The organism is Edaphobacter sp. (genome assembly GCF_035532915.1).
Classification (GTDB): domain Bacteria; phylum Acidobacteriota; class Terriglobia; order Terriglobales; family Acidobacteriaceae; genus Edaphobacter.
Window position 1 is genome coordinate 1 of the sequence record NZ_DATKQC010000445.1, and the last position, 22,332, is coordinate 22,332.

Sequence of the window (22,332 nt, forward strand, 5' to 3'; positions counted from 1 at the left end):
GTTCAGGCGGCGTGGATGGACCAGACGCCCGCGGTCATCGTCAATATCCAGCGACAGCCCGGCGGCAATACGATCAACGTCGTCAAGAGCATCAAGAAGATCCTGCCGCAGTTGCAGGCAGACCTGCCCGCAGGCATTCAGATCACCACGCTGACCGACCTTACCACCGGCATCCAGGCCTCGGTCAACGACGTCGAATTCGAGCTGCTGCTCACCGTCGGCCTCGTCGTGATGGTGATCTTCCTCTTCCTGAGGAATCTGTACGCCACCATCATCCCCAGCGTTGCTGTGCCGCTGTCTCTCGTCGGAACGTTTGCGGTGATGTACGCTCTCGGCTACAGTCTCGACAACTTATCGCTTATGGCGCTTACCATCTCCACCGGCTTCGTTGTGGACGATGCCATCGTCATGATCGAAAACATCTCGCGCTATCTGGAGGATGGCGACTCGCCGATGGAGGCCGCCTTCAAGGGCGCCGAGCAGATCGGCTTCACCATCATGTCGCTGACGGTTTCTCTGATCGCGGTTTTGATTCCGTTGCTCTTCATGGGAGATATCGTCGGACGCCTCTTCCGCGAGTTCGCCGTTACCCTTGCCGTCACCATCATCATCTCGGCCATCGTCTCGCTCACCTTGACGCCGATGATGGCGTCCCGCATCCTCAAGCACACTCCGCCGGAGCAGCAGGGACGCTTCTTCAAGTCTTCCGAACGCGTCTTCGAGAGCATGATTGCCTTCTACGGACGCACGCTCACAGTCGTTCTTCGCTATCGGACGATCACGCTTCTGGTTGCGCTCGCGACGCTGGTGCTTACGGTCTTTCTTTACATCATCATTCCCAAGGGCTTCTTCCCGGTGCAGGATACCGGCGTGATCCAGGCTATCTCGCAGGCCCCGCCGACGATTGGTTCCAAGACGATGGCGATCAAGCAGAAGGAGCTTGCAAAGATCATTCTTGATGACCCGGCCGTTCAGAGCCTCTCATCCTTTATTGGCGCCGACGGAACCAACACCACGATCAACAGTGGCCGAATGTCCATCAATCTCAAACCGTTGTCGCAGAGGAGTCTCAGTGCCTCGGATGTCATCCGCCGCCTGCAAACGAAGCTGAAAGATGTGCAGGGCATGGAACTTTATATGCAGCCTGTGCAGAACATCACGGTCGATGATCGCGTCAGCCGCACGCAATATCAGTACACGCTCGAAGACCCGGACCAGAATGAGCTGAACGAGTGGACAGCCCGTTTCGTCGACAAGCTGAAACATCTGCCGGGAATTGAAGATGTTGCGACCGACCAGCAGATGGGCGGCCTCGCCATCGATCTCGTCATCGATCGCGCAACTGCGTCGCGCCTGGGCATTGCTCCCACGACGATCGACAACACGCTCTACGACGCCTTTGGGCAGCGCCAGATCAATACGATGTACACGCAGCTCAATCAGTACCATGTGATTCTTGAGGCGCAGCCGCAGTTTCAGCTCGACCCCAACATGCTGACCCATCTTTATATCCAATCCAACGCTGCCGCGGGAACCAGCGGCGCTGGCGGCTCGTCTGCCTCCGGGCGCGGGTCCACCTCGGCGGGTTCCAATTCGCTGACCACCTCTGCGCTTTACACTCCCTCTGCGAATACGCTGTCTCCCCCCGCCAGTCCGCTCACTTCGAGCGCCGCTACCATCAACACTGGTTCCGGTTCTGCAGGAGCAACAAGCTCGGCTACCAGCAACGCCGTACCCTTCAGCGCGTTCTCGCACTTTGAGCGCACAACGGAACCGCTCTCGATCACCCATCAGGGACAGTTCCCGGCGATTACCGTCTCGTTCAATCTGGCTCCGAACGGCTCGCTCGGCGGCGCGATCGATTCCATCACCAAAGTGCAAAAAGACATGCACATGCCGGCCAGCATCCAGGCGGATTTTGAAGGAACAGCCGCGTCTTTCCGCAACTCGCTCTCGAACGAGCCGCTTCTGATTCTTGCGGCCCTCATCACTGTCTATATCGTGCTCGGCGTTTTGTACGAGAGCTTCATTCATCCGATCACGATTCTCTCCACGCTTCCTTCTGCCGGAGTAGGCGCGTTTCTCGCGCTCATTATCTTTCATCGGTCCCTCAGCATCGTCGCGATCATAGGACTTGTTCTACTCATAGGTATTGTCGAGAAGAATGGCATCATGATGGTGGACTTCGCCCTCGAAGCCGAGCGAGAGCGAGGGAAGAGTGCGGCCGATGCCATCTACGAGGCGTGTCTGCTTCGCTTTCGTCCCATCATGATGACGACGATGGCCGCATTGCTGGCAGGTGTCCCCCTGGCCTTTGGATCCGGCGAAGGCTCTGAGCTGCGCAAGCCACTCGGAATCGCCATGGTCGGCGGCCTGCTTCTCAGCCAGGTCCTCACTCTCTACACCACACCCGTCATCTATATCTTCTTCGATGGCATCGCAACGCGCTTCTCCAGCAAACGGGGAAGCCCACACCCGGAGCGCAATGAGCCGCAATCCGCGGGGCAGCCATGAATATCTCCGCGCCCTTTATCCATCGGCCTGTAGCCACCACCCTACTCACGATTGCGATTGCTGTCGTGGGCGCGATCGCTTTCACTGTACTTCCTGTTTCCCCATTGCCGCAGGTCGATTTTCCTACGATTTCAGTTCAGGCGGGCCTCCCCGGTGCCAGCGCCGAGATCATGGCTTCGTCTGTGGCCACTCCACTTGAGCGTCAGTTTGGCCATATCGCCGGCGTCACCGAGATGACCTCTTCGAGCAGTCTCGGCTCAACCCAGATCACGATCCAGTTCGACCTGAACCGCAACATCGATGGCGCGGCTCGCGATGTCCAGGCAGCCATCAACGCGGCGCGTACGTATCTTCCGGCCAACCTGCCGGGAAACCCGACCTATCGCAAAGTAAACCCGGCTGACGCTGCGATCATGATTCTTACGCTGACGTCCGACAAGTACGATCCGGGGAAACTCTACGATGAAGCCTCGACTGTCCTTCAGCAAAAGCTTTCGCAGATTGAGGGCGTTGGTCAGGTAAATGTCGGCGGCGGCGCGCTCCCCTCTGTTCGCGTCGAAGTGAATCCCACGAAGCTCGCGAGCTATGGCCTTACCATGGCCAATCTGCAGTCGCAACTCAGCCTGCAGAATTCTGCCCTCGCCAAAGGACAGATTACAGACGGCAATATCACTGCAGATATTCTCGCCAACGACCAGATCTCGAAGGCAGTGGACTATCGACCGCTGATCGTCGGCTACAAGAATGGCGCCGCCATTCATCTGTCCGATGTAGCGGACGTCATCGACTCCGTGCAGAACATCCGCAACGGTGGATATCTCAACGGCAAACGCGCCATCAATATCATCATTCACCGTGAGCCGGGCGCCAACATCATCGACACAAATGACCGAATCCTTGCCGCGATTCCTTCGATGAAGGCTTCGATTCCGCAGGGAATCGACATTACGGTCATGCTCGACCGCACCACCACCATTCGGGCTTCGGTTCACGACGTGGAATGGACGTTGCTTCTTTCCATCGTTCTCGTCATCCTGGTTGTCTTCGTCTTCCTTCGGAATGCGCGCGCAACGCTCATCCCAGCGGTCGCGGTGCCAGTTTCGCTGATCGGCACACTGGCGGTGATGTATCTCTGCGGCTACAGCATCGACAACCTTTCGCTGATGGCGCTCACCATCTCCACAGGCTTTGTCGTCGACGACGCGATCGTCGTGATGGAAAATATCACGCGCCATCTCGAAGCCGGTATGAGCTCGTTTGCTGCGACGATCAAAGGCGCGCAGGAGATCGGCTTCACCGTCATGTCGATCAGCTTCTCGCTGATCGCGGTCTTCATTCCGCTGATCCTGATGGGCGGAATCGTTGGCCGCCTCTTCCGCGAATTTGCCATCACGCTCTCAACGGCCATCCTGGTTTCGATGGTCATCTCGCTGACGACCACGCCCACCATGTGCGCCTACATCCTGAAAGATGAGCACAAGCAAACGCATGGCCGCCTCTACATGGCGAACGAGAGATTTTTTGAATGGGTGCTCTCCCTCTACCGCCGCACCCTGCATTGGGTCCTCGAAAATCCGGGTCTCACGCTCACCGTTCTCTTTCTTACGATTCTTCTGAATTTCGCTATCGTCATCAAGATTCCCAAAGGCTTCTTTCCCCAGCAGGATACGGGCGCGATCGCTGGTGGAATTCAGGGTCCGCAGGATATCTCGTTCCCGGCGATGGACAAGGCCGTGAAACAAGTGCAGGACGTTATCGAGAAAGATCCTGCTGTTCAAACCGTTATTGCCTTTACGGGGGGCGGCAATGGAGGCTTCGTCTATACGACCCTGAAGCCGCTGAGCGAACGAAAGATCGGCGCCGAGGCCGTGATCGACCGCCTGCGACCGAAGTTGAATAAGCTTACCGGAGCCGCTACCTTCCTGCAGGCCTCGCAGGACCTTCGCATCGGCGGCCGATCGAGCAGCGCTCTGTATCAATACACGCTCCAGGCCGACAACATCGTCGATCTCGCAAAATGGGGCCCGATCGTGCTGGAGCACATGAAGCATCTGCCCGGCCTGCAGGACGTCAATACCGACCAGCAGAACGGTGGCCTCGACCTGCTGCTGAACTATGACCGCGTCAAAGCTGCCAGCCTGGGCCAGACCGCTCAGTCGCTCGACTCGTCTCTCTACAGTGCCTTCGGTCAATCCGAAGTCTCCGTGATCTACACCCAGCTCAATCAGTACTATGTCGTCCTTGAGGTAGCGCCTCCATATTGGCAGAGCCCCGAAGGCTTAAAAAGTATCTACCTGCGTCCCGGCGGAATTGCCAATACAACAGTGACCGGCAATGTTCCTCTTTACACCATGGCGACGAGCAGGTCCGATACGATTCCGCTGTCTCTGCCGCATACCGGGCTGTTTCCTTCCAACACCATCTCATTCAATCTCGCTCCCGGCGTCTCGCTGAGCGACGCGACTCTTGCCATCGACCAGATGCAGGATCGCCTGGGCATTCCTTCCACGGTTCATGGCTTCTTTGCCGGCACGCTGCAGGCTTATCAGGACTCTCTCGGCTCCGAGCCGATCCTCGTGTTGACCGCTCTCTTTGCTGTCTACATCGTCCTCGGCATTCTTTACGAGAGCCTCGTGCATCCCATTACAATTCTGTCGACGCTGCCGTCTGCCAGCGTTGGCGCGATGCTTGCCCTCCTGCTCTTTCATGAGGATCTCAACGTCATCTCCATCATCGGCATCGTACTGCTGATCGGCATCGTTAAAAAGAATGCCATCATGATGATCGACTTCGCCCTTCAGGTCGAGCGAGAGAAGGGAATAACACCTGAGGAAGCCATCTTCGAAGCCTGTATGCTTCGCTTCCGTCCCATTCTGATGACCACGACGGCTGCGATGTTTGGGGCCATCCCGCTTGCGTTTGGAACCGGCATGGGCTCTGAGCTTCGCCGCCCGCTGGGCATCACGATTGTAGGAGGTCTTCTTGTGAGCCAACTCCTGACCCTTTACACCACTCCTGTCGTCTATCTCACCCTCGATCGCCTGCGTCTTCGCATCCAGGGCAGAAAGCGCCACACTTTTCATCCTGCGGTCGGTCCAACCCCCGCAATAGATTAATGCGAGCCATCACGGTTTAAATATATGACTACTCTTCGCTTCAAAGCCGCCATCTATCCCGCCATCGCAGCGGCTGTGCTTCTTACCGGCTGCCGCGTTGGCCCCAAATATCACACTCCTCCGGCGACGGCGCAGGCTCCGCCGATCTCCTACAAGGAATCGCCCACGCAGTTCAAGGACACCGATGGATGGAAGGTTGCACAGCCCCAGGATGCCATGCTCCATGGCAAGTGGTGGGAGATCTACAACGACTCCGAATTGAACTCGCTGGAAGACCAGGTCAACATTAACAACCAGAACGTCAAAGAGTATTTCCAAAATTTCATGGTGGCCCGCGCCCTGGTTCGCGAAGCCCGCTCTCAGCTCTTCCCCACAGCGACTGTCGGCGCTGGATTTACGCGTTCGCGCTCATCGGCCAACCTGAAAAATTCTACGGGAACGGGCGGCACCAGCGCCGGAGCGCAAAGCTCGCTCATCTCTCTGCCCCTTGATGTCTCGTGGGAGCCGGATCTCTGGGGCCGCATTCGCAACACCATCGACGCCGCACGATTTCAGGCGCAGATCAGCGCCGCCGACCTTGAGAACGAGCGCCTCACGGAACAGGCCGACCTCGCCGTCTTCTTTTTTGAGCTGCGTGGACAGGATGCGCTGCAGGAGCTCTACAGCGCCACCATCGAATCCGATAAAAAAGCCCTCGACCTGGCCCGCGCTCGCTACGAGACTGGAGTAGACGACCAAATCTCTGTCGTCGAGGCGCAGAATACTCTGCAGAGCGCCGAATCGCAATCCATCAATCTCGGCGTTGCTCGCGCGCAGTATGAGCACGCAATCGCGGTCCTCATCGGCACCAATCCATCCAGCTTTTCCATTCCGGTTAAGCCTCTCAACGCTGCGCCCCCTGCTGTCCCGATTGGGATGCCCTCCCAGCTTTTGGAGCGCCGTCCCGATATCGCTTCCTCCGAGCGGGCCATGGCGGTCGCCAACGCGGAGATCGGCATCGCTGACGCCGCCTTCTACCCCGACCTTGTTCTCAGTGCCTCGGGGGGCTTCAACAGCTCGTCTCTCGGAAAACTCTTCGATTGGCCGAGCCGTTTCTGGTCGATAGGCCCATCCGTCTCGGAGACCATCCTCGATGTGGGCCTCCGCACCGCCGGCGCGCAGCAATATCGAGCGACTTACAACGCCAGCGTCGACACCTATCGCGAGACCGTACTCACTGCCTTCCAGCAGGTTGAAGACTACCTCGCCTCGGTTCGCATTCTCTCCCAGCAAATTCTCAAGGAGCAGGAGGCGGTGCAATCGGCGCAACAATTCGTTGACCTGGAGATGGAGCGATATAAGACTGGCATCGATCCTTACGTCGATGTCGTCACCGCGCAGACTACGCTGCTCACCAACCAGCGCACGCTGGCCACGCTCCAGATTCAGAGCATGACCTCCTCGGTGCAACTGATCCAGGCACTCGGCGGAGGATGGGACAGGACGCAGCTTCCCACACCATCTCAGGTCACCGCAACACCCAGTAAGGCAGACACCGCTCTGCAAAGATAAGCGGTGTCTGCTTCCGGCTAAAAGTCGTCGTGAAAAGCGACTTCGCCGGCAACCGCAACCTGATACGCAGAGACTCGGCGTTCAAAGAAGTTCGCCAGCTCCTGCACATCTTGCAGTTCCATAAAGGCAAACGGGTTCTTCGAGCCGAAGATCGGCTTCATCCCCAGCCGAACCACGCGCGAATCCGCCACGTACTCCAGATACTGCCGCATCTCGCGTACAGACAAACCTGCAACGCCGCCCGATAGCAGATCTTCGGCAAACTGCAGCTCGCATTCCACCGCGTCCTTCATCATCACCACAACGTCGGCCTCGAGTGCCGCGTCGAAGAGTTCCGGATGCTGTGTCCGCACTACATTCACCACCTCAAACGCAAACTCCAGGTGGCAGCTCTCGTCGCGAAATACCCAATTCGTTCCCGAAGCCAATCCATTCAGCAATCCACGCGAGCGCAGAAAATACACATAAGCAAACGCCGCAAAGAAGAACAATCCCTCAATGCACCCGGCAAAGCAGATCAGGTTCAGAACAAACTGTTTCTGCTCGTCCGGTGTACGCAGTTCATTGAGTTTCTGGATCGAATCCATCCAGCGCATGCAAAACTGCGCCTTCTTCGTAATCGAAGGGATGTTCTCCACTGCTGCAAAAGCAGCGGCCCGCGCATCTGGATCAGGAACATAGTTATCCAGCAGTGTCAGGTAAAACTGCACATGCACGGCCTCTTCGTACAGCTGCCGTGACAGGTAAAGCCTCGCCTCGGGCGAGTTGATGTGCTTATAGAGATTCAGAACAAGGTTGTTCGAGACAATCGAATCGCCGGTGGCAAAGAATGCGACCAGCCGCTGAATCAGGTGAATCTCAGCCGGTGTAAGCCGCGATCGCAGATCGACGAGGTCGGTTGAGAAGTCAACCTCTTCTACGGTCCATGTGTTTTTGATCCCGTCCTTGAACATCTCGAAGAACACGGGATATTGCATGGGCCGCAGGGTAAGAGACAAGCCTGGATCGAGAATCGAGCTGGGTACTTTTGATGACATAGTTATTTTCCGCCTTTACTGGCAAGCCTCGCAGGACTCGGGGTTATCGAGCGAGCAGCTGACATTCGCGCTCGCTGCTGCTTGTAGGTCCACGCGATTGCCAACGGCAACCGTAGTCTTTGCAATCTTCGTCGCTGGTCGCGAGCGCAGATAGTACGTCGTCTTGATCCCGCGCTTCCACGCATACATGTACATCGAGCTAAGCCTGCCAATGTTTGGCGACTCGGCAAACAGGTTCAGCGACTGACTCTGGTCGATGTAAGCGCCGCGCTCGGCTGCCATGTCGATCAGCGCCCGCATTGGCATCTCCCATACGGTGCGATAGATCAGCTTCAGCTCCTCGGGAATCTCAGCGATCTTCTGAATCGAACCTTCGGCCATCTTGATTCGCGAGCGAACCTCCTCCGACCACAATCCAAGAGCCTGTAACTCCGTCACGAGATATTTATTGATCTGCATGAACTCGCCTGAAAGCGTCTCGCGCTTGAACAGGTTCGAGATCTGCGGCTCAATGCACTCGTAGCAGCCAACGATCGAAGCAATCGTCGCAGTGGGTGCAATCGCAATCAACAGCGAGTTACGCAGCCCCACCGTCTTCATCCGCTCGCGGAGCAACTCCCAGCGCTCTTTGTCAGTTGGTGTCGCGCCCCACATCTCAAACTGGAACTCTCCCTTTGCGGCCCGCGTCTCCTGAAAGGCAGCATGTGGGCCATGCTGCTCCGCCAGATCGCACGATGCGCTCAACGCATGGAAGTAAATCTCCTCCTGAATCTTGGCCGAGAGCATTCGCGCCTCTGCGGAATCAAATGGAATCCGCATCTGGAAGAACACATCCTGCAATCCCATAACACCTAAGCCCACCGGTCTCCAGCGGCTGTTCGCCACCGCTGCCTGGGGCACGGGGTAATAGTTGATGTCGATGACGCGGTCGAGCATCGGCACCGCGTGGCGCACCGTTGCGGCCAGCTTCTCAAAATCGAACGCCCCATCGGTGAGGTGGCGCGAAAGATTAACAGAGCCGAGGTTGCACACCGCCGTCTCCGCGGAGGAGGTCACCTCTGTAATCTCCGTGCAGAGGTTCGAGAGGTGAACAACATTCCCTGCCGCGCCTGTCTGATTGTTCTTGATGTTGCACGCGTCCTTGAAGACCATCCATCCGTTGCCGGTCTCCGCCAGCGTGCGCATCATTCGTGCATACAGGTCGCGTGCTTTTATCTGCCGCCGATAGAGCTTTTTTTCCTCAGCTTCCACATAGGCTTTATCAAAATCATCCCCATACAGATCAGTGAGGTGGGGAACATCCTTTGGATCGAACAGCGACCACATGCCGTCTTCGTCCGAGCGACGCATAAACAGGTCCGGAATCCAGTTTGCCAGATTCAGGTTGTACGCTCGTCGTGCAGCATCGCCAGTGTTGTCGCGCATCTCCAGAAACGATTCGATATCGGCGTGCCAGGGCTCCAGGTAAACGCAGCACGCGCCCTTGCGCTTGCCGCCTTGGTTGACCGCGGCGACTGAGGAATCGAGTGTCCGCAGCCACGGCACGATGCCGTTCGAAATCCCATTCGTCGCGCGAATCAGCGAACCCTCTGCGCGAACGCGATGGAACGCCAACCCAATCCCGCCCGAAAATTTTGACAGCAGCGCAACCTGTTTATAGGTGTCGTAGATCGAGTCCAGCGAATCAGCCGGAGAGTCCAGCAGATAGCACGAAGACATCTGCGAGTGCTTCGTGCCGCTGTTGAATAGTGTCGGCGAACTCGGCATATAGTCGTGCGAGGCCAGTAGCTTATAAAACTCGATGGCTTCGTTCACCCGCACCGACAAGCCTGCTGAAACCCGCATGAAGAAGTGCTGCGGCGTCTCAATCACCTGCCGCGTAATCGGATGCCGCAGCAGATAGCGGTCATACACGGTTCGCAGGCCGAAGTATTCAAAGCGATCGGAGAAGCGATCGTCGATCGCGCTGTTCAGCTTGCGCACATTTGCGCCCACAAACTCTGCCGCGTCCTTCGAGATCACGCCCTCGCGATGCCCAACCTCAATCGACTGCGAGAACGAATAGATATTCTGCCCGCTCACTTCCTTCGAGATCGTCGCCAGCAGCAATCGCGCCGCCAGCTTCGAATACTCCGGTTCCTCCGCAATCAAGGCCGCAGCAGTCTGAATCGAGATCGAATCCAGCTCCCTGGTCGATGCGCCATCGAACAACCCGCCGATGGTCTTACTCGCAACTCGTATCGGGTCTACGTGGGGCAAGCCATGGCAGCACCGCTCCACCGCGCGGACAATCTTATTAACGTCGACAGGCTCCAGAGCGCCGCTGCGCTTGCGAACCTGCATCTGCGGAGCAACATCGGCAGCAGGAAATTGTGGGTCAAGGTCGGAGAGTGTCGTCTGTAAAGTCGCCACGGGGAGGTGTCCTTTCGCTCCGGGAAGGCACAGACGGAAGGATCGCCGAGACACACGCCGATCACTCCATCCTCCCCTCGGAGGTGCGTGAATTTTGTGTCAGTGTCGACACATCTCATGGCAGGTCTTCGGACTTTGCAGGCGACCTAATTGTCCCAGCTTCCCAGCCCGTCACCAGACCAGTGCTCTTACGAGACGTTCGTTCCTGCTTACCGCTGCGGGGCAGTTCCGGAATCTCACCGGCTTCCCTATTAAACCCAATTTCGCAATCGGGTACCGTGAAGAAACGACTATATCAAGGGTATTTCGGCGCGTCAACCGCGATATATAGGGGTATCTGTGCATATTTGGAAATCTCGGCATCAGAAGGCAAACCGATTGAATTTGCTGCCATTAGGGCGATTCGGCTCTACTGGAAGGAGCACGGAATGAGGAGCATTATTTGAATTGGAATAGGACTTTTGCCATCCACAAGAGATTGATCTCCACAAGATTTTTTCAGATAAGCGCAATCCTTATAGCGGTTGGTTACGGCTGCCTTGCTCAAGGCCAGCCACCCGCTTTTCCCGGAGCGGAAGGCTTTGGCGCTACGGCTACCGGCGGCCGTGGCAAACCAGTCGTTTTCGTGACCAATCTGCAGGACGATGGCTCCGGTTCGTTCCGCGAAGCCGCTGAGCACTCCAATGCGATGATTCTGTTCACAGTCAGCGGCGTAATCCATCTGAAATCGAATATGAACATAGGGAGCAACTTGACCATCGCGGGCCAAAGCGCACCCGGCACAGGAATTACCGTGGCGGATGCGAAGGTCTCCATGACGAATAGCTCGAACATCATTATTCGCTATATGCGGTTTCGCGGCGGTATCGCGGAGTCGCCGAAGGTAAGCTCGCTCAATCTCGCCAATGCCAGCCACGTTATGCTCGACCATCTCTCTATCGAATGGGGGCGCTGGGACAACATCCAGACGAACGGCAACAATTACTCCACGATTCAGAACTCAATCATCGGCGAAGGAATCAACCCGCAGAAGTTCGGATGCCTCTGCGAGAGCGATGATCTAACCTTGAGCCACAATCTTTGGATCGATAACAAGAGTCGAAACCCTAAAGGCAAAGGGCATATTCAGTATGTCAACAACGTGGTCTATAACTGGGGCGTTACTGGATATGTAGGTGGCCATTCCGCGACCGACCACGATGCCGACCTTGTCGGGAACTACTTCATCAAGGGGCCTGACTCCTCGACCTCATTTATTGGAGAGTTCACCAGGACCGACCACACCTATCAGGCAGGCAACTTTGCCGACATGAATTTGAATGGCAAGCTCGATGGTCGGCCAGTTACGAAGAAAGATTTCGAGCACGTCAACGCTGATGTTGTAGAGACGCCTTTCGCCAAACCGCAAATTCCCGTGCATGTCGATTCAACAAAGAAGCTTGTCCGCCAGGTAGCAGACGAGGCGGGCGATTCGCTTTGCCGGGATTCCGTCGATGCTCGATTGGTCGGCGATCTACTGTCGTTTGGCACGAAGGGCCGTCTCATCAAAGACCAGAGCGAGGTCGGTGGGCTGCCACCTTCCTACGAAGAGAAGGCCGCGTCGGACAGCGATGGAGACGGAATTCCAGATGCATGGGAGGTGCATCACCACCTTGACCCACACAATCCCTCCGACGCAGAGAAGATCGATCCAAAGACTGGTTACAGCTATCTCGAGCTCTATCTCAACGATTTGACCTCTCCGTCGCATCGCAAGGCGCTGCGCAAACAGGTCAAGGGCCATCTCTGCTCCTGAATAAGGACTGCTACCGGACGAGTGTGGCAGCGAGCAGTGCCAGCACGACTCCATATAGTTCACATTCAATCTTGATTGAGGTCAGTTCTCGCTCGGGATCCAGGGCAAGAGAGAGAACGGTAGCGGAGCCGCCGCGAATCGATCTCCCCTTTCCTTTGAAATCGGAGGGATCGAGCAGCCGCGTTTGGCCGGTGCTTAGATCGACTCGGGGAGGCAGCGGGGCATCATTGATAAATAGATAGTCGTCGAGCAGGTAGTCCTGCTCGATAGGCCACCAGGTATCCGGCGTGCGGAGGACGAGCTTTGAGCTGGTTCTGTCCTTGTAGATCGCGGTTACGGTGCCATGCTGCATGTGCGTGGCTTGCGGATAGGTCGTTCCCGTCATCAGCAGATAGAGCGTGCGCGCGTGGCCTGAGACCGAGAACTCGACCGCCTGCTGATCGAGCTCCCATTGCGAGAGGAAGGAACAATTCGGCGCGCTGCTCCCTGACGGAGTGAGGAAGGGGACATTGATACCGGTGTGAAGCATTCCTCCAGCATTGCGCAGGCCCGCATCGTCGATCGTAGCGCGCAGGTCGAAGTTAGCCCAGCCGCCGAGAAGCGTTTCGGGCAGAGCAAGAGAGCAGAAGGAGGACCGCGGCGCGACATACGAACGGGTAAAGATATCGTTGATATGGTGCTCGAAGAAGGGCGCCAATTCGATTGGATCGATTGCCCCAGCGGCGCTAACAGGGGTAGCAGTCTCGGCGAGCAGAAGTTGTGGTGGCGTTACCTTGAAGCGGATGGGAAGCCAGTATCGGCAATCCCCCTGCTCGATTCGAGCAAAGAGGGTGTGGTGTCCGGGCCTGATCGCAAGGCCATCTCGCAGGCACGACTGCGGATCGTCGATATGCGCGTGGGAGATGGAGTGAGGAAGCCGAACAGGCTCGTTGAGGCGGCATGTGAGCAATGGCGGCGAAGCGAGTGGCGCGACGCCATGCCAGCGGATGCTGATCTTCCATATCGCTGCTGCTGGAAGTTCGATTTGAATGCGCGGGGAACCAACGGCTTCAGCATCGAAGTGCGGCGCAATGGGCCTGCCGTTAGCGATGACGACAGGATGAGTCGTAGTGCTTGCCGGCAGAATGAGCGTGAGAGCGACAGGCTTTGGCAGGCGGCTGACGATCTCGAACGTCTCGTGGAGGTCCTCGCGATGCCAGGCGAAATCGACATCGGGATGATGGAGCGCGGCTTCGTTCCACGACGACGGAAAGCCCGGACGGATGGTAAGCGTGCCGTGCAGAAGGTCTGGCTGAATGCCGTAGAGGCCTTCGATCAGCGCGCGGGAGGTGATGCCAATCGGATCGCCGAAGTCGCGTTGCGCCTCCTGACGATGAACGTCGAGCTGCGAAGTCATGTGCAGGTTGCCGGGACAAAGGCCCATAAACATCGAATCGAGCAGATTGCCCTTTAGCAGGGCAAAGGCTTCGTCTCTCATGCCGGTCTGCCAAAGCGCCAGGGCGGTATGGCTATTTTCAGCGAGCAGCAGGAGGTTCAAGGACCAGACATACGGCAGCCAGTCGGAACAGGGCAAAAGGAACCAATCGCCAGAGGGAACACCGGGGCCGTGGATAGGAACATGGCGAAGTGCGGCAAAGCGTTCCGCAGCCATCTGCCATGCCTGCCGAGCAGAGGGAAGCTCGGAATCGATGGTGTGATACATCGTCCACAGCGCGGGGTTGGCGTACGTCGTCTGCAGTCCAAGAATGTCTTTGCTTTCGGCAAAGGCTCCCTGCTCCGGAAGCCATAAGAGCTCTTGCATCGCCTTATGGATCAGGCCGGCTTCGACCTCATAGGCTGCATGGTCTTCTCCAAGAAGCCGTGCGATGGTTGCGGCAGTCTTGTTGAGAAAAAAATTATAGGCGCTGGAGTGAGCAGCTCCGCCTCCGTTGTATTGAAGGTTATCGCTGGCCCAAATGCAGGCATAGGCCTCGTAGAGTGGAAGCTCCGCTTCGCCTGCATGGGATCGCGGATCGGCGAACGTCCGGCGGAACAAGCGCTGCTCCCACTGGATATGGCGATTGAGTGCGGGCCATATCTCGCGCGCAAATTCGAGGTCTCCCGTCCAGCGCAGATGCCGCAGCAGAGCGTCGAAGAAGACGAGGTTCATATCGTAGTGATTATGCGAAATGTCGCCATTGGAGTGGAGCAGCGACTCTTTGCGAGTCAGATGCGTGCCGGAATCGGCAGGCCCGGTGGCAGGGGAATCATCCGCGCCGATTCGTATGGGCGTCTCATTCTGCCGCGCGATCCAATGGCGCAGCTGCTGCTTCATGCGGTCGTGATTGCCGAGAGCATCGAGTGCATACGGGCCGCGCCAACCGGCCAGCGGATTTCTCCAGGCCACCGCGCCATGCATGACGCATTGTTGGCCCGCATCCCACAGAGCGTCCGCAGCCACGTTCAACGCAGGAATGGCGGCATTGATGTATGCGTCAGGAGTTGAGAACCGGACGGCAGAGGCAATCGCAGCAATGTGCTGGCTACGAGCAGAGAAGGCCGCAGCAGGGTCCTGCGATACCGGCAATATTTCTTCAGGAAGAACGCGACGAATCGCAATATGCAGCGGCACCGTCTCAAGCTCGACCGAACCCGTCAGGATAGGAAGCTCGCCGGCAACGGAGTTCGCAAGAGTCCTCCAATCGGCATTCCAATCCATGGCACTGGCAGTCCCGAGTCTCGAGCCGGAAGGGAAGCCGAGTTGCAGGTTCGCCGCGTGGCTTCGCTGATGAGCGGTAGAGCTTTCTATTGTGTAACTGTTTCCGGCACATTCTTCAGTGCGAAGTTGAAAGAACTGGCTCACCGGCTCAACTTCGCAGCCGATGTCGCCATTGCGCCGGCCTTTGCGTCCGCTGACGCCGCCAAATATCCATGTAAGCAGGGTACCTGAAGGAATCTCTCGCGGCGTAATGGCAAGGTGAATGCCCGAGCCTTCACCTTGCGTCATAAGTTCAAGCTCCAACCGGCCGTTGCCAAGCAGGCTGTCTCGAACCTCATAGATCATGCGGCCGGGGCGATAACGCGCGGTCACTGTATCCGCGTGGAAGGCCCACTTGGAATCGGCTCCGTTTGCGATGCCGATGCGGAGATTGCCCCCATGTCCCGGAAGATAGAGCGAGAACTCCGGAAGGTCTCCGGCGTCGACGCGAAAGGCGGTATTGGGGCCGTACAGCGGCCGGTTGAAAAATTCTTTGCCGTTGGTAATAAGAAAATCGCCGTCGTCTGGAGTGTATCGAAGGGGCCGCGACGTGTTGCCTTCTAGTAGTGGCCGTATGGCGCCTGAGATGACCTCGGGAGAAGCACCGGCGGAGCGCACTCGCTTTGCCGCGGCGCCCTGCGCGAGAAGTTGCGCGATTGGGCTGGCGGAGAAGACGCCAGCAGCAGCGGTGCGAGCAAGGAATCGGCGGCGCGTCCAGTCGGAGAAGGAGGTCATAAAAAGAAGTTACCCAAATGCTACGCGGAGCGGGCAAAGGCAGAAAAGCCTTGTCCCGCTCCGCGTAGGTAAGACGGTTGAACTGCGTTAGAAGTTAATCTTGCCTGCGAACTGCCAGTCGCGTGGATTGTTGTTCTGCTTGCTGATGGTTCCAAAGCTGCTGCTGGCGAGCGAGACACCAAGGCCACCAAACTGCACGTGGTTGGTGACGTTGGAGCAGTCAGCCTGGAAGGTGAAATTCACGCGTTCGTGAATGGGGAAGGCGCGCCGGATCCCGGCGTCCCAGCTGTAGTCTGCGATGTTGTGGATGCCATAAGGCGACATCCGCGGAGCGTCTCCGAAGTTATATCCGGCATTGCCCGGAGTTGCGAGGAAGCCATTTGCGTCGAGGTAGTGGATGCTGTTAATGTTTGCAGCCGTTACTCCATGTCCATAGCCACCATTGATGCGCTCTGGTCCGGAGAACGCCGGGTTATAGCTTGGATAGCACGAGCCCGGAGTATTGCATCCTGTTCCCGCGACGGACAGGCCCGCGCCTGCCACCTTGTTGAAGATGGAAGAGAGCTTCCATCCCGATGCCAGGATGCGCACAGGCAGTGAACCTGCACCAAGCTGTCCGGGGCCGCCGATCGGAAGTGCGTATACCCCAAAGATGTGGAGCGACTGCGGATCGACGGTGGTGTCGGCGCGATCGATGCGATTAGCCTGCGCTGGTGCCTGGCCGCCGTCGATGACGTTTCCAGGAATCGGATAGCCGCTACGGTAGCCGCCCAGATCGTCGATCTCTTTGGACCACGTGTAGTTGAGCGTCGCCGAAAGCCCATGCCACTCCCGCTGGTTGAGCGTGATTTCGAGCGCGTTATAGTTGCCGTTGCCGATGTCGCCCCAGGTATCAGTCACGCTGGAGTATTGCGGAAACGGTTTCAGCATCTGGCCAATCGTAGCGGAAGGCCCACCGTAGCTAGCGTACGGAAGCTGAATGCCGGGGATGACGGCCTGCGCCTCTTGCAGATAGCTCTTGCCGGTGGCCTTGTCGACGTTACCCGGAAGCTGTTTGAGCAGCGGACCAAGTACCTGGTAAGCGGGCGCAAGCTGGTTCTGGTAGTAGCCGCGGCTTTGGCCAACGAGGAAGTGCGACTGGCTGCCAGCGTAGTCAACGCTGAGAGTCAGGTCGTTGGTCAGCAGATGCTGAACGCCAAAGTTCCAGTTCTCTGTATAAGGAGGACGCCCCGACAGATAAGGATCGGCATAGTTCGCTCCTGCCGCGGTGACGGCGGCTCCACTGCCGGTCAGATAATTTCCTGCATTTGCAGAAGCAGTCATGTCAGGGGTTGTGGAGTAGTTAGGGAAGCTGGTATTTCCCATCGCGCTATTGAGATAGAACGCCGGCTGGCCGCCCTGGCCGGAGTCGGCAAAGTTCGGACTCGCAGTAAGGCCGATCTGCCCGGTTCCGTTATAGTTTCCGGCATTCGATCCGCCCACGCCGCCGTTGTGCGTATACATGATCGAGAAGGCTCCGCGCACTACATCGCGAGACGTGATTTGATACGCGCCGCCAACGCGTGGGCCAAAGTTTCTGTACCAGGTACGCACAGGAGTCGTGCAATTACACGTTCCCACGCCATGACCGATATAGCTGATGGCTCCCGGCGTGCCGGTGGCGGGATTCGTGAGCGTAGGACTGAAGGTAGACCAACGATTTCCGGTCTCGTGATAAGGCGTGTAGAGGTCCCAACGAAGGCCCAGGTTCAACGTCAATTTCTGCGTGACCTTGTAGTCATCCTGAATGTAAGGAGAGAACGCTTTGTAACGCGCGCCCAGCGTCGAGAAGCTCTGTACGTAAAGGGAACTGGAATCAACTGCGCCAAGAAGGTAGCTGGCGTAGGAGAAGCCGGTATTGGTGCTGAGGATATTCCCCTTGGCGTCATAGCCCGAGGTGCTGGTGTTCTTGAAGCTGAGCGAGAGAGGATTCGAGGGACTATCCGAGGGCGACTGGTTGAACTGCAGCCATTGGAAGTCGCCACCAAAGGTGAACGAATGCTTGCCGTGAATCCACTGCAGATCGTCCGCAATGGTGTAGGTGTTTACCGCTTCGTGATTGCCGCCAGGAGCCGACCAACTGGAGGGGTTATCTGTAGGCCCGGAGAATTTGACTCCTGGAAACGTAGTCGATGCCAGGCCCGCGGGAATGTTCCCGATTCCCAGGCTCTCGCCGGTTCCATACGCGGTGTTCCCGTCGGTCGCATTCTTGATGGTGGCCCAATAGCGCGTGTAGCCGTAGCGAAATTGATTCACGACGTGCGGCGTAAACGTATAGGTGTGCTTGATGATCGCCGTCGTGGTCGGCTCGGAGACGATGGTGCCGTTGGTATAGGGAGCCGGAAGAGTTGTGGTCGCGCCATAGTCCAATGGTGTGAAGCTGCGAACGCCTGACGTTGAAATCAGCGTGATCTGCTGCTTTTTGCCAACGTTGAAGTCGACGCGGCCGGTAAACTCCCAGTTGTCGCGGCCCGTGGGATAGCCATAGAGATAGTTATTGCTGATCGACGAGTTGGAAACCGGTGGAAGAAACTTCTGCATCGCCTGCGAGATCGAAGAGATCTGGCCGGCAGGGATGACATTCGGCGTCGGTATGCCATTCTTCAATCCCATGAATTGATAGGCGCAAGTCGTTCCGTGATTTGCGGCAGTACAAGCTGTAGCCGTGGTTGGATCGTAGATTGGAATCTGCTTGCCCTTGGAGTCGACCAAGGCCGAAAAATCTCCCTGGCGAAAGTCGGTGGTGGGAATCGTCTGCAACGAAGGACTGGAGACCGCGTTGTAGTGATAGCGGTCGTAGTTTACGAAAAAGAAGATCCTGTCCTTATGAATTGGGCCGGACAAGGAAGCGGACAGTTCATTCTGGTGCTCTGGCGGTTTGGGTGCAAGGCTCGTTGAGCCGTCAGCATTATGAACTTTGACCGACTTCTGAAGAAAGCCCCAGGAATCGAACGCCGTATTACGGATAAAGTCCGAGACATTGCCATGGAAGGTATTGGAACCTTGCTTGACGGAGAAGTTTTCTACACCGATGCCCTGATATTGGGCCGACGATCCGCTGGTCTGTACCTGGAACTGATCGACGGCATCGACCGAAAGGTTCTGGTTGATCTTGCGGTTGTCGCCCTGGGAGTCGACCGTGGTCAACGGCACGCCCTCGATGTACATCTCATTCATGTTTCCCGATCCAACACCGCCAAAGATTCCCGCGCGTCCCCCGGCAGATACTCCCGGCATCAGCTGCACAAATGCGGTCGGATCGCGAGGCGCCTGACTCATCAGGAGCGGCAGCTCAGAGTAGGTCTTGTTCTCCATCACTGCGCCCAAAGTGGCGTTCGAGGTCTGCAGGGCTGGCGGCGCCGTAGAGACTGTCACGGTCTCCGTTGCATTCCCGATCGACAGCTTTGGATTGAAGCTGAGCGTCTGCAGCGCATTGACGGTGACATTTTCCTGTTTCAGGTCCTGGAACCCGGACGAGCTAACCACAATGCTATAACTGCCCGGCAGCAGCGGCGAAACGACATAGTATCCGGTTGACGTCGACTTGCGAACCACGCTGACTGAGGTAGCCGTGTTGGTCGTTGTAACGGTCGCGCCGGGAATGACTGCGCCCGTGCTATCCGTAACCGTGCCGGAGATGGCTCCAGCGCCGCTGACCTGTGCCGCGGCAGCGCGTGGAATCAACAGGAGGGAGATCGAGAGCAAGGCAGCGACGAAATACTGGCTTACAGCAAAGCAGGGAGGGCGAACGTTTACAGACATGGATTCTTGGGGGCCTCTATTTGCAGAAATTGGGAATAGTTTTACAGGAGGAATACTAGGAGGATGCAGGGAATTCTGTCAATAGAAAATTAGTTCCATAGGATAAAATCAAACGCCGTCATCTTCAAGAACTTTCCTCATCAGCCAGCAAAAGTCTCATTTCCGCAAGTACGAGCACAATTCCTCCTACCCTCAAAATAGATTGTGGCTGCGAAAGATGTTCCACTGGTAGCGGGAGACCTAAAATGAAAGCTCTTGTAAAGGCTCATGCGAAATCAGGTTTGTGGCTTGAGGATGTTCCCGAGCCGGTAATCGGCATCAACGACGTTCTCATCCGAGTTCGCTATACTGGAATCTGCGGAACCGACGTCCATATCTACAACTGGGACGAGTGGGCGCAGCGCACCATTCCTGTGCCCATGACGATCGGCCACGAGTTTGTCGGGGAAATTGTTCAGGTCGGCGCAAACGTCAACGACTTCCACCCCGGAGATATTGTCAGCGGCGAAGGCCATGTCGTCTGCGGACGGTGCAGAAATTGTCTCGCAGGCAGAAGGCATCTCTGCGCGGCTACCTCAGGAGTGGGCGTGAACCGCCCCGGAGCCTTCGCCGAGTTCATCGCTTTGCCCATGACGAATATCTGGCGTCATCATCCGGAGATCAATCAGGAGGTCGCTGCCATCTTCGACCCCTTCGGCAACGCCGTCCACACGGCTCTATCGTTCGATGTCCTCGCGGAAGATGTTCTGATAACAGGAGCTGGCCCTATCGGCATCATGTGCATCCCCGTCGTTCGTCACGCCGGTGCGCGGCATGTCGTCATCACCGATCCCAACCCCTACCGTCTCGAGCTCGCACGAAAGATGGGAGCCACTCTCGCGGTCAACCCCATGGAAACCCCGATCGCAGAGGTGCAAAAGCAGCTCGGATTGCAGGAGGGCTTCGACGTCGGTCTTGAGATGTCGGGAAATGCCGCCGCTCTTCGAGAGATGATCTCGAACATGAGCCATGGAGGAAAGATTGCGATCCTCGGCATCCCTTCCAAAGAGATGGAGATCGATCTGCGCCAGGTCGTCTTCAACATGCTCACCCTCAAAGGCATCTATGGCCGCGAGATGTATGAGACCTGGTACAAGATGAGCGTCCTCATCGAATCAGGTGTGGATATCACGCCCATCATCACGCATCGCTACTCGTACGCTGATTTTGAGCAGGGCTTTCATGCAATGATGTCGGGCATGACTGGGAAAGTGATTCTCGATTGGACAAGCCTCTCTTCCTGATCTGAATTCGGAAGCTAAACATCCCGAGCATGGTCAACCGGAATATCCACGCCTGACCACGCTTTCTGCTGTGTCCACGGCGCCGCAGGAGCGGACCAGAACGGGTCTGTCGCAGGCAGTCCGAGGGGCAACCAGGCCGCGCTCGCAAGGTAGAGACTTCCAGTTGAGATGTAAGTCTCGCCCAGCGAGGGCTGGTGCCCCGCAAGCCCAATCTGCAACCATCCGTCTGCTGAAAATGTTCCCGCTGGGGTAAGCGTTCGCCGCTGAACTGCAGTGAGTGCGCAGCGAACCTGCTGTGGAAGAACCGGCTCAGGCAGCATATGACGACGGCTGCAATCCGCAAGCAGATGAAACGCCCCGCAGCGGTAGGTGATGGAGCGCCCCACGACGGGATACTCCCCTTGCGCGCTGATGACTCGCTCCTGGATCGCGGCGTATCGCTGTGCGCGGGCATGAATCTCAGGACGCATGTTCTCCCACGCTGTCTCGGCGTCTCCCAACGTCTCGATAAGCTGCAACAGGTAAGGATGAATCACAAAGCTGTCGTAGTAGTCCGCGTGATAGTGCGGGCCGTCGCCGTAGGTGCCGTCGCCGACGTACCACTCCATATGCTTGCGCAATGCATAGTCAACGCGGACGCGGTCCCAATCGGCCCCAAGCGCCATCAGTGCGGCTTCGTTGATCGCGGCAAATAGCAGCCAGTTGTTATAGCCCGGCAGCACGATGCGCTCCGCCATCAGCGCCCGAATCAGTTTTTGTTTCGTTGCAGCATCCAGCGCCTGCACAAGCTGAAGCGGCGCACGCAGCAGCGCCAGTGCAAGAAACGAAGCGTCGACGACGGTCTGTGAAGACGCGCCGAAGCGCATGTAGTCGGGAGAAGCAGGATCGACCGCAGACGCGATGGCGGCTAGCGCCCACTTCCGGTAGCGGACACGCAAGGCAGTCTCCTGCCTCGGTTCTTCAGCAGAAGGCTCCAACTCAAGCCAGGGCGCCAGCCCCGACAGAACCCGCCCAAGGGCCTCCAGCGGAGATCCGACTGCCCGTGCGGCGGCCTGCCCGGGAGCAGCTTCAACCGGCATCGTTGCGCGTAGTCGACGCTCGCTGAGGGCACGAAGCACGGGCTCCGAGACCTGTTCCAGCAGGGCAAGCCACGCGGCTCGATCCTCTGCACCAGACGCAGGCGTCGCGGCAGAAGCTGCACCTGCAGGCCTCGTCTGGGCATTGCCATTGCCCGCGAGCAAAGTCGTCGTGCCGGCGGCCATGGTATTGAGCAGAAAGCTACGTCGTGTCTTCGTGTCAGGCTGATGCATCAATCTCTCCTGGACTATTTCCCCAGAAGCAACCATAGGTT

Annotated in this window: 10 protein-coding genes and 1 riboswitch; of the genes, 5 read left to right on the top strand and 5 right to left on the bottom strand. The window is 57.4% G+C overall.

The genetic code is table 11. The annotated features are described in order from the left end of the window. The 3 genes from VMU57_RS20850 to VMU57_RS20860 form a co-directional block, all read left to right on the top strand. A partial coding sequence (locus VMU57_RS20850; protein ID WP_325386960.1) for an efflux RND transporter permease subunit occupies positions 1-2,514 on the top strand: 2,514 nt, incomplete at its 5' end. Continuing rightward, complete coding sequence (locus VMU57_RS20855; protein WP_325386962.1) at positions 2,511-5,630, top strand: efflux RND transporter permease subunit; 3,120 nt, start codon at positions 2,511-2,513, stop codon at positions 5,628-5,630. The genes VMU57_RS20850 and VMU57_RS20855, both read left to right, overlap by 4 nt. A gap of 24 nt (positions 5,631-5,654) precedes the next feature. After that, positions 5,655-7,181, top strand: a complete 1,527-nt coding sequence (locus VMU57_RS20860) for an efflux transporter outer membrane subunit (protein WP_325386964.1) — start codon at positions 5,655-5,657, stop codon at positions 7,179-7,181. 17 nt (positions 7,182-7,198) lie between these two features. Here the strand turns inward: VMU57_RS20860 and VMU57_RS20865 are convergent, their stop codons facing one another. Beyond that, complete coding sequence (locus VMU57_RS20865) at positions 7,199-8,218, bottom strand: ribonucleotide-diphosphate reductase subunit beta (protein ID WP_325386966.1); 1,020 nt, start codon at positions 8,216-8,218, stop codon at positions 7,199-7,201. A gap of 15 nt (positions 8,219-8,233) precedes the next feature. Next, a complete protein-coding gene (locus tag VMU57_RS20870; RefSeq protein WP_325386968.1) occupies positions 8,234-10,630 on the bottom strand; it encodes a ribonucleoside-diphosphate reductase subunit alpha in 2,397 nt (798 codons plus the stop codon). Positions 10,631-10,732: 102 nt separating this feature from the next. Beyond that, positions 10,733-10,926, bottom strand: a riboswitch (cobalamin riboswitch). A 146-nt stretch (positions 10,927-11,072) separates the two neighbouring features. Between VMU57_RS20870 and VMU57_RS20875 the strand changes: the two genes are divergently transcribed. Continuing rightward, positions 11,073-12,425 carry a hypothetical protein gene (locus tag VMU57_RS20875; protein WP_325386970.1) on the top strand — a complete coding sequence of 451 codons (1,353 nt, stop codon included), beginning with the start codon at positions 11,073-11,075 and terminating at the stop codon, positions 12,423-12,425. A 10-nt stretch (positions 12,426-12,435) separates the two neighbouring features. Here the strand turns inward: VMU57_RS20875 and VMU57_RS20880 are convergent, their stop codons facing one another. Beyond that, positions 12,436-15,897: a DUF4450 domain-containing protein gene (locus tag VMU57_RS20880; protein WP_325386971.1), complete on the bottom strand. Its 3,462-nt coding sequence runs from the start codon at positions 15,895-15,897 to the stop codon at positions 12,436-12,438. A gap of 87 nt (positions 15,898-15,984) precedes the next feature. Next, the gene (locus VMU57_RS20885) at positions 15,985-19,698 is read right to left on the bottom strand and encodes a TonB-dependent receptor (RefSeq protein WP_325386973.1); all 3,714 of its coding nucleotides are present in this window, start codon (positions 19,696-19,698) and stop codon (positions 15,985-15,987) included. Positions 19,699-19,943: 245 nt separating this feature from the next. Between VMU57_RS20885 and tdh the strand changes: the two genes are divergently transcribed. Next, positions 19,944-20,981 (top strand): L-threonine 3-dehydrogenase, encoded by a 1,038-nt coding sequence (tdh, locus tag VMU57_RS20890; RefSeq protein WP_325386975.1) that lies wholly within the window; start codon positions 19,944-19,946, stop codon positions 20,979-20,981. A 14-nt stretch (positions 20,982-20,995) separates the two neighbouring features. Here the strand turns inward: tdh and VMU57_RS20895 are convergent, their stop codons facing one another. Then, positions 20,996-22,291, bottom strand: coding sequence for a DUF2264 domain-containing protein (locus tag VMU57_RS20895; RefSeq protein WP_325386976.1), 1,296 nt, complete (start codon positions 22,289-22,291; stop codon positions 20,996-20,998). Between the last annotated feature and the right edge of the window lie 41 nt (positions 22,292-22,332).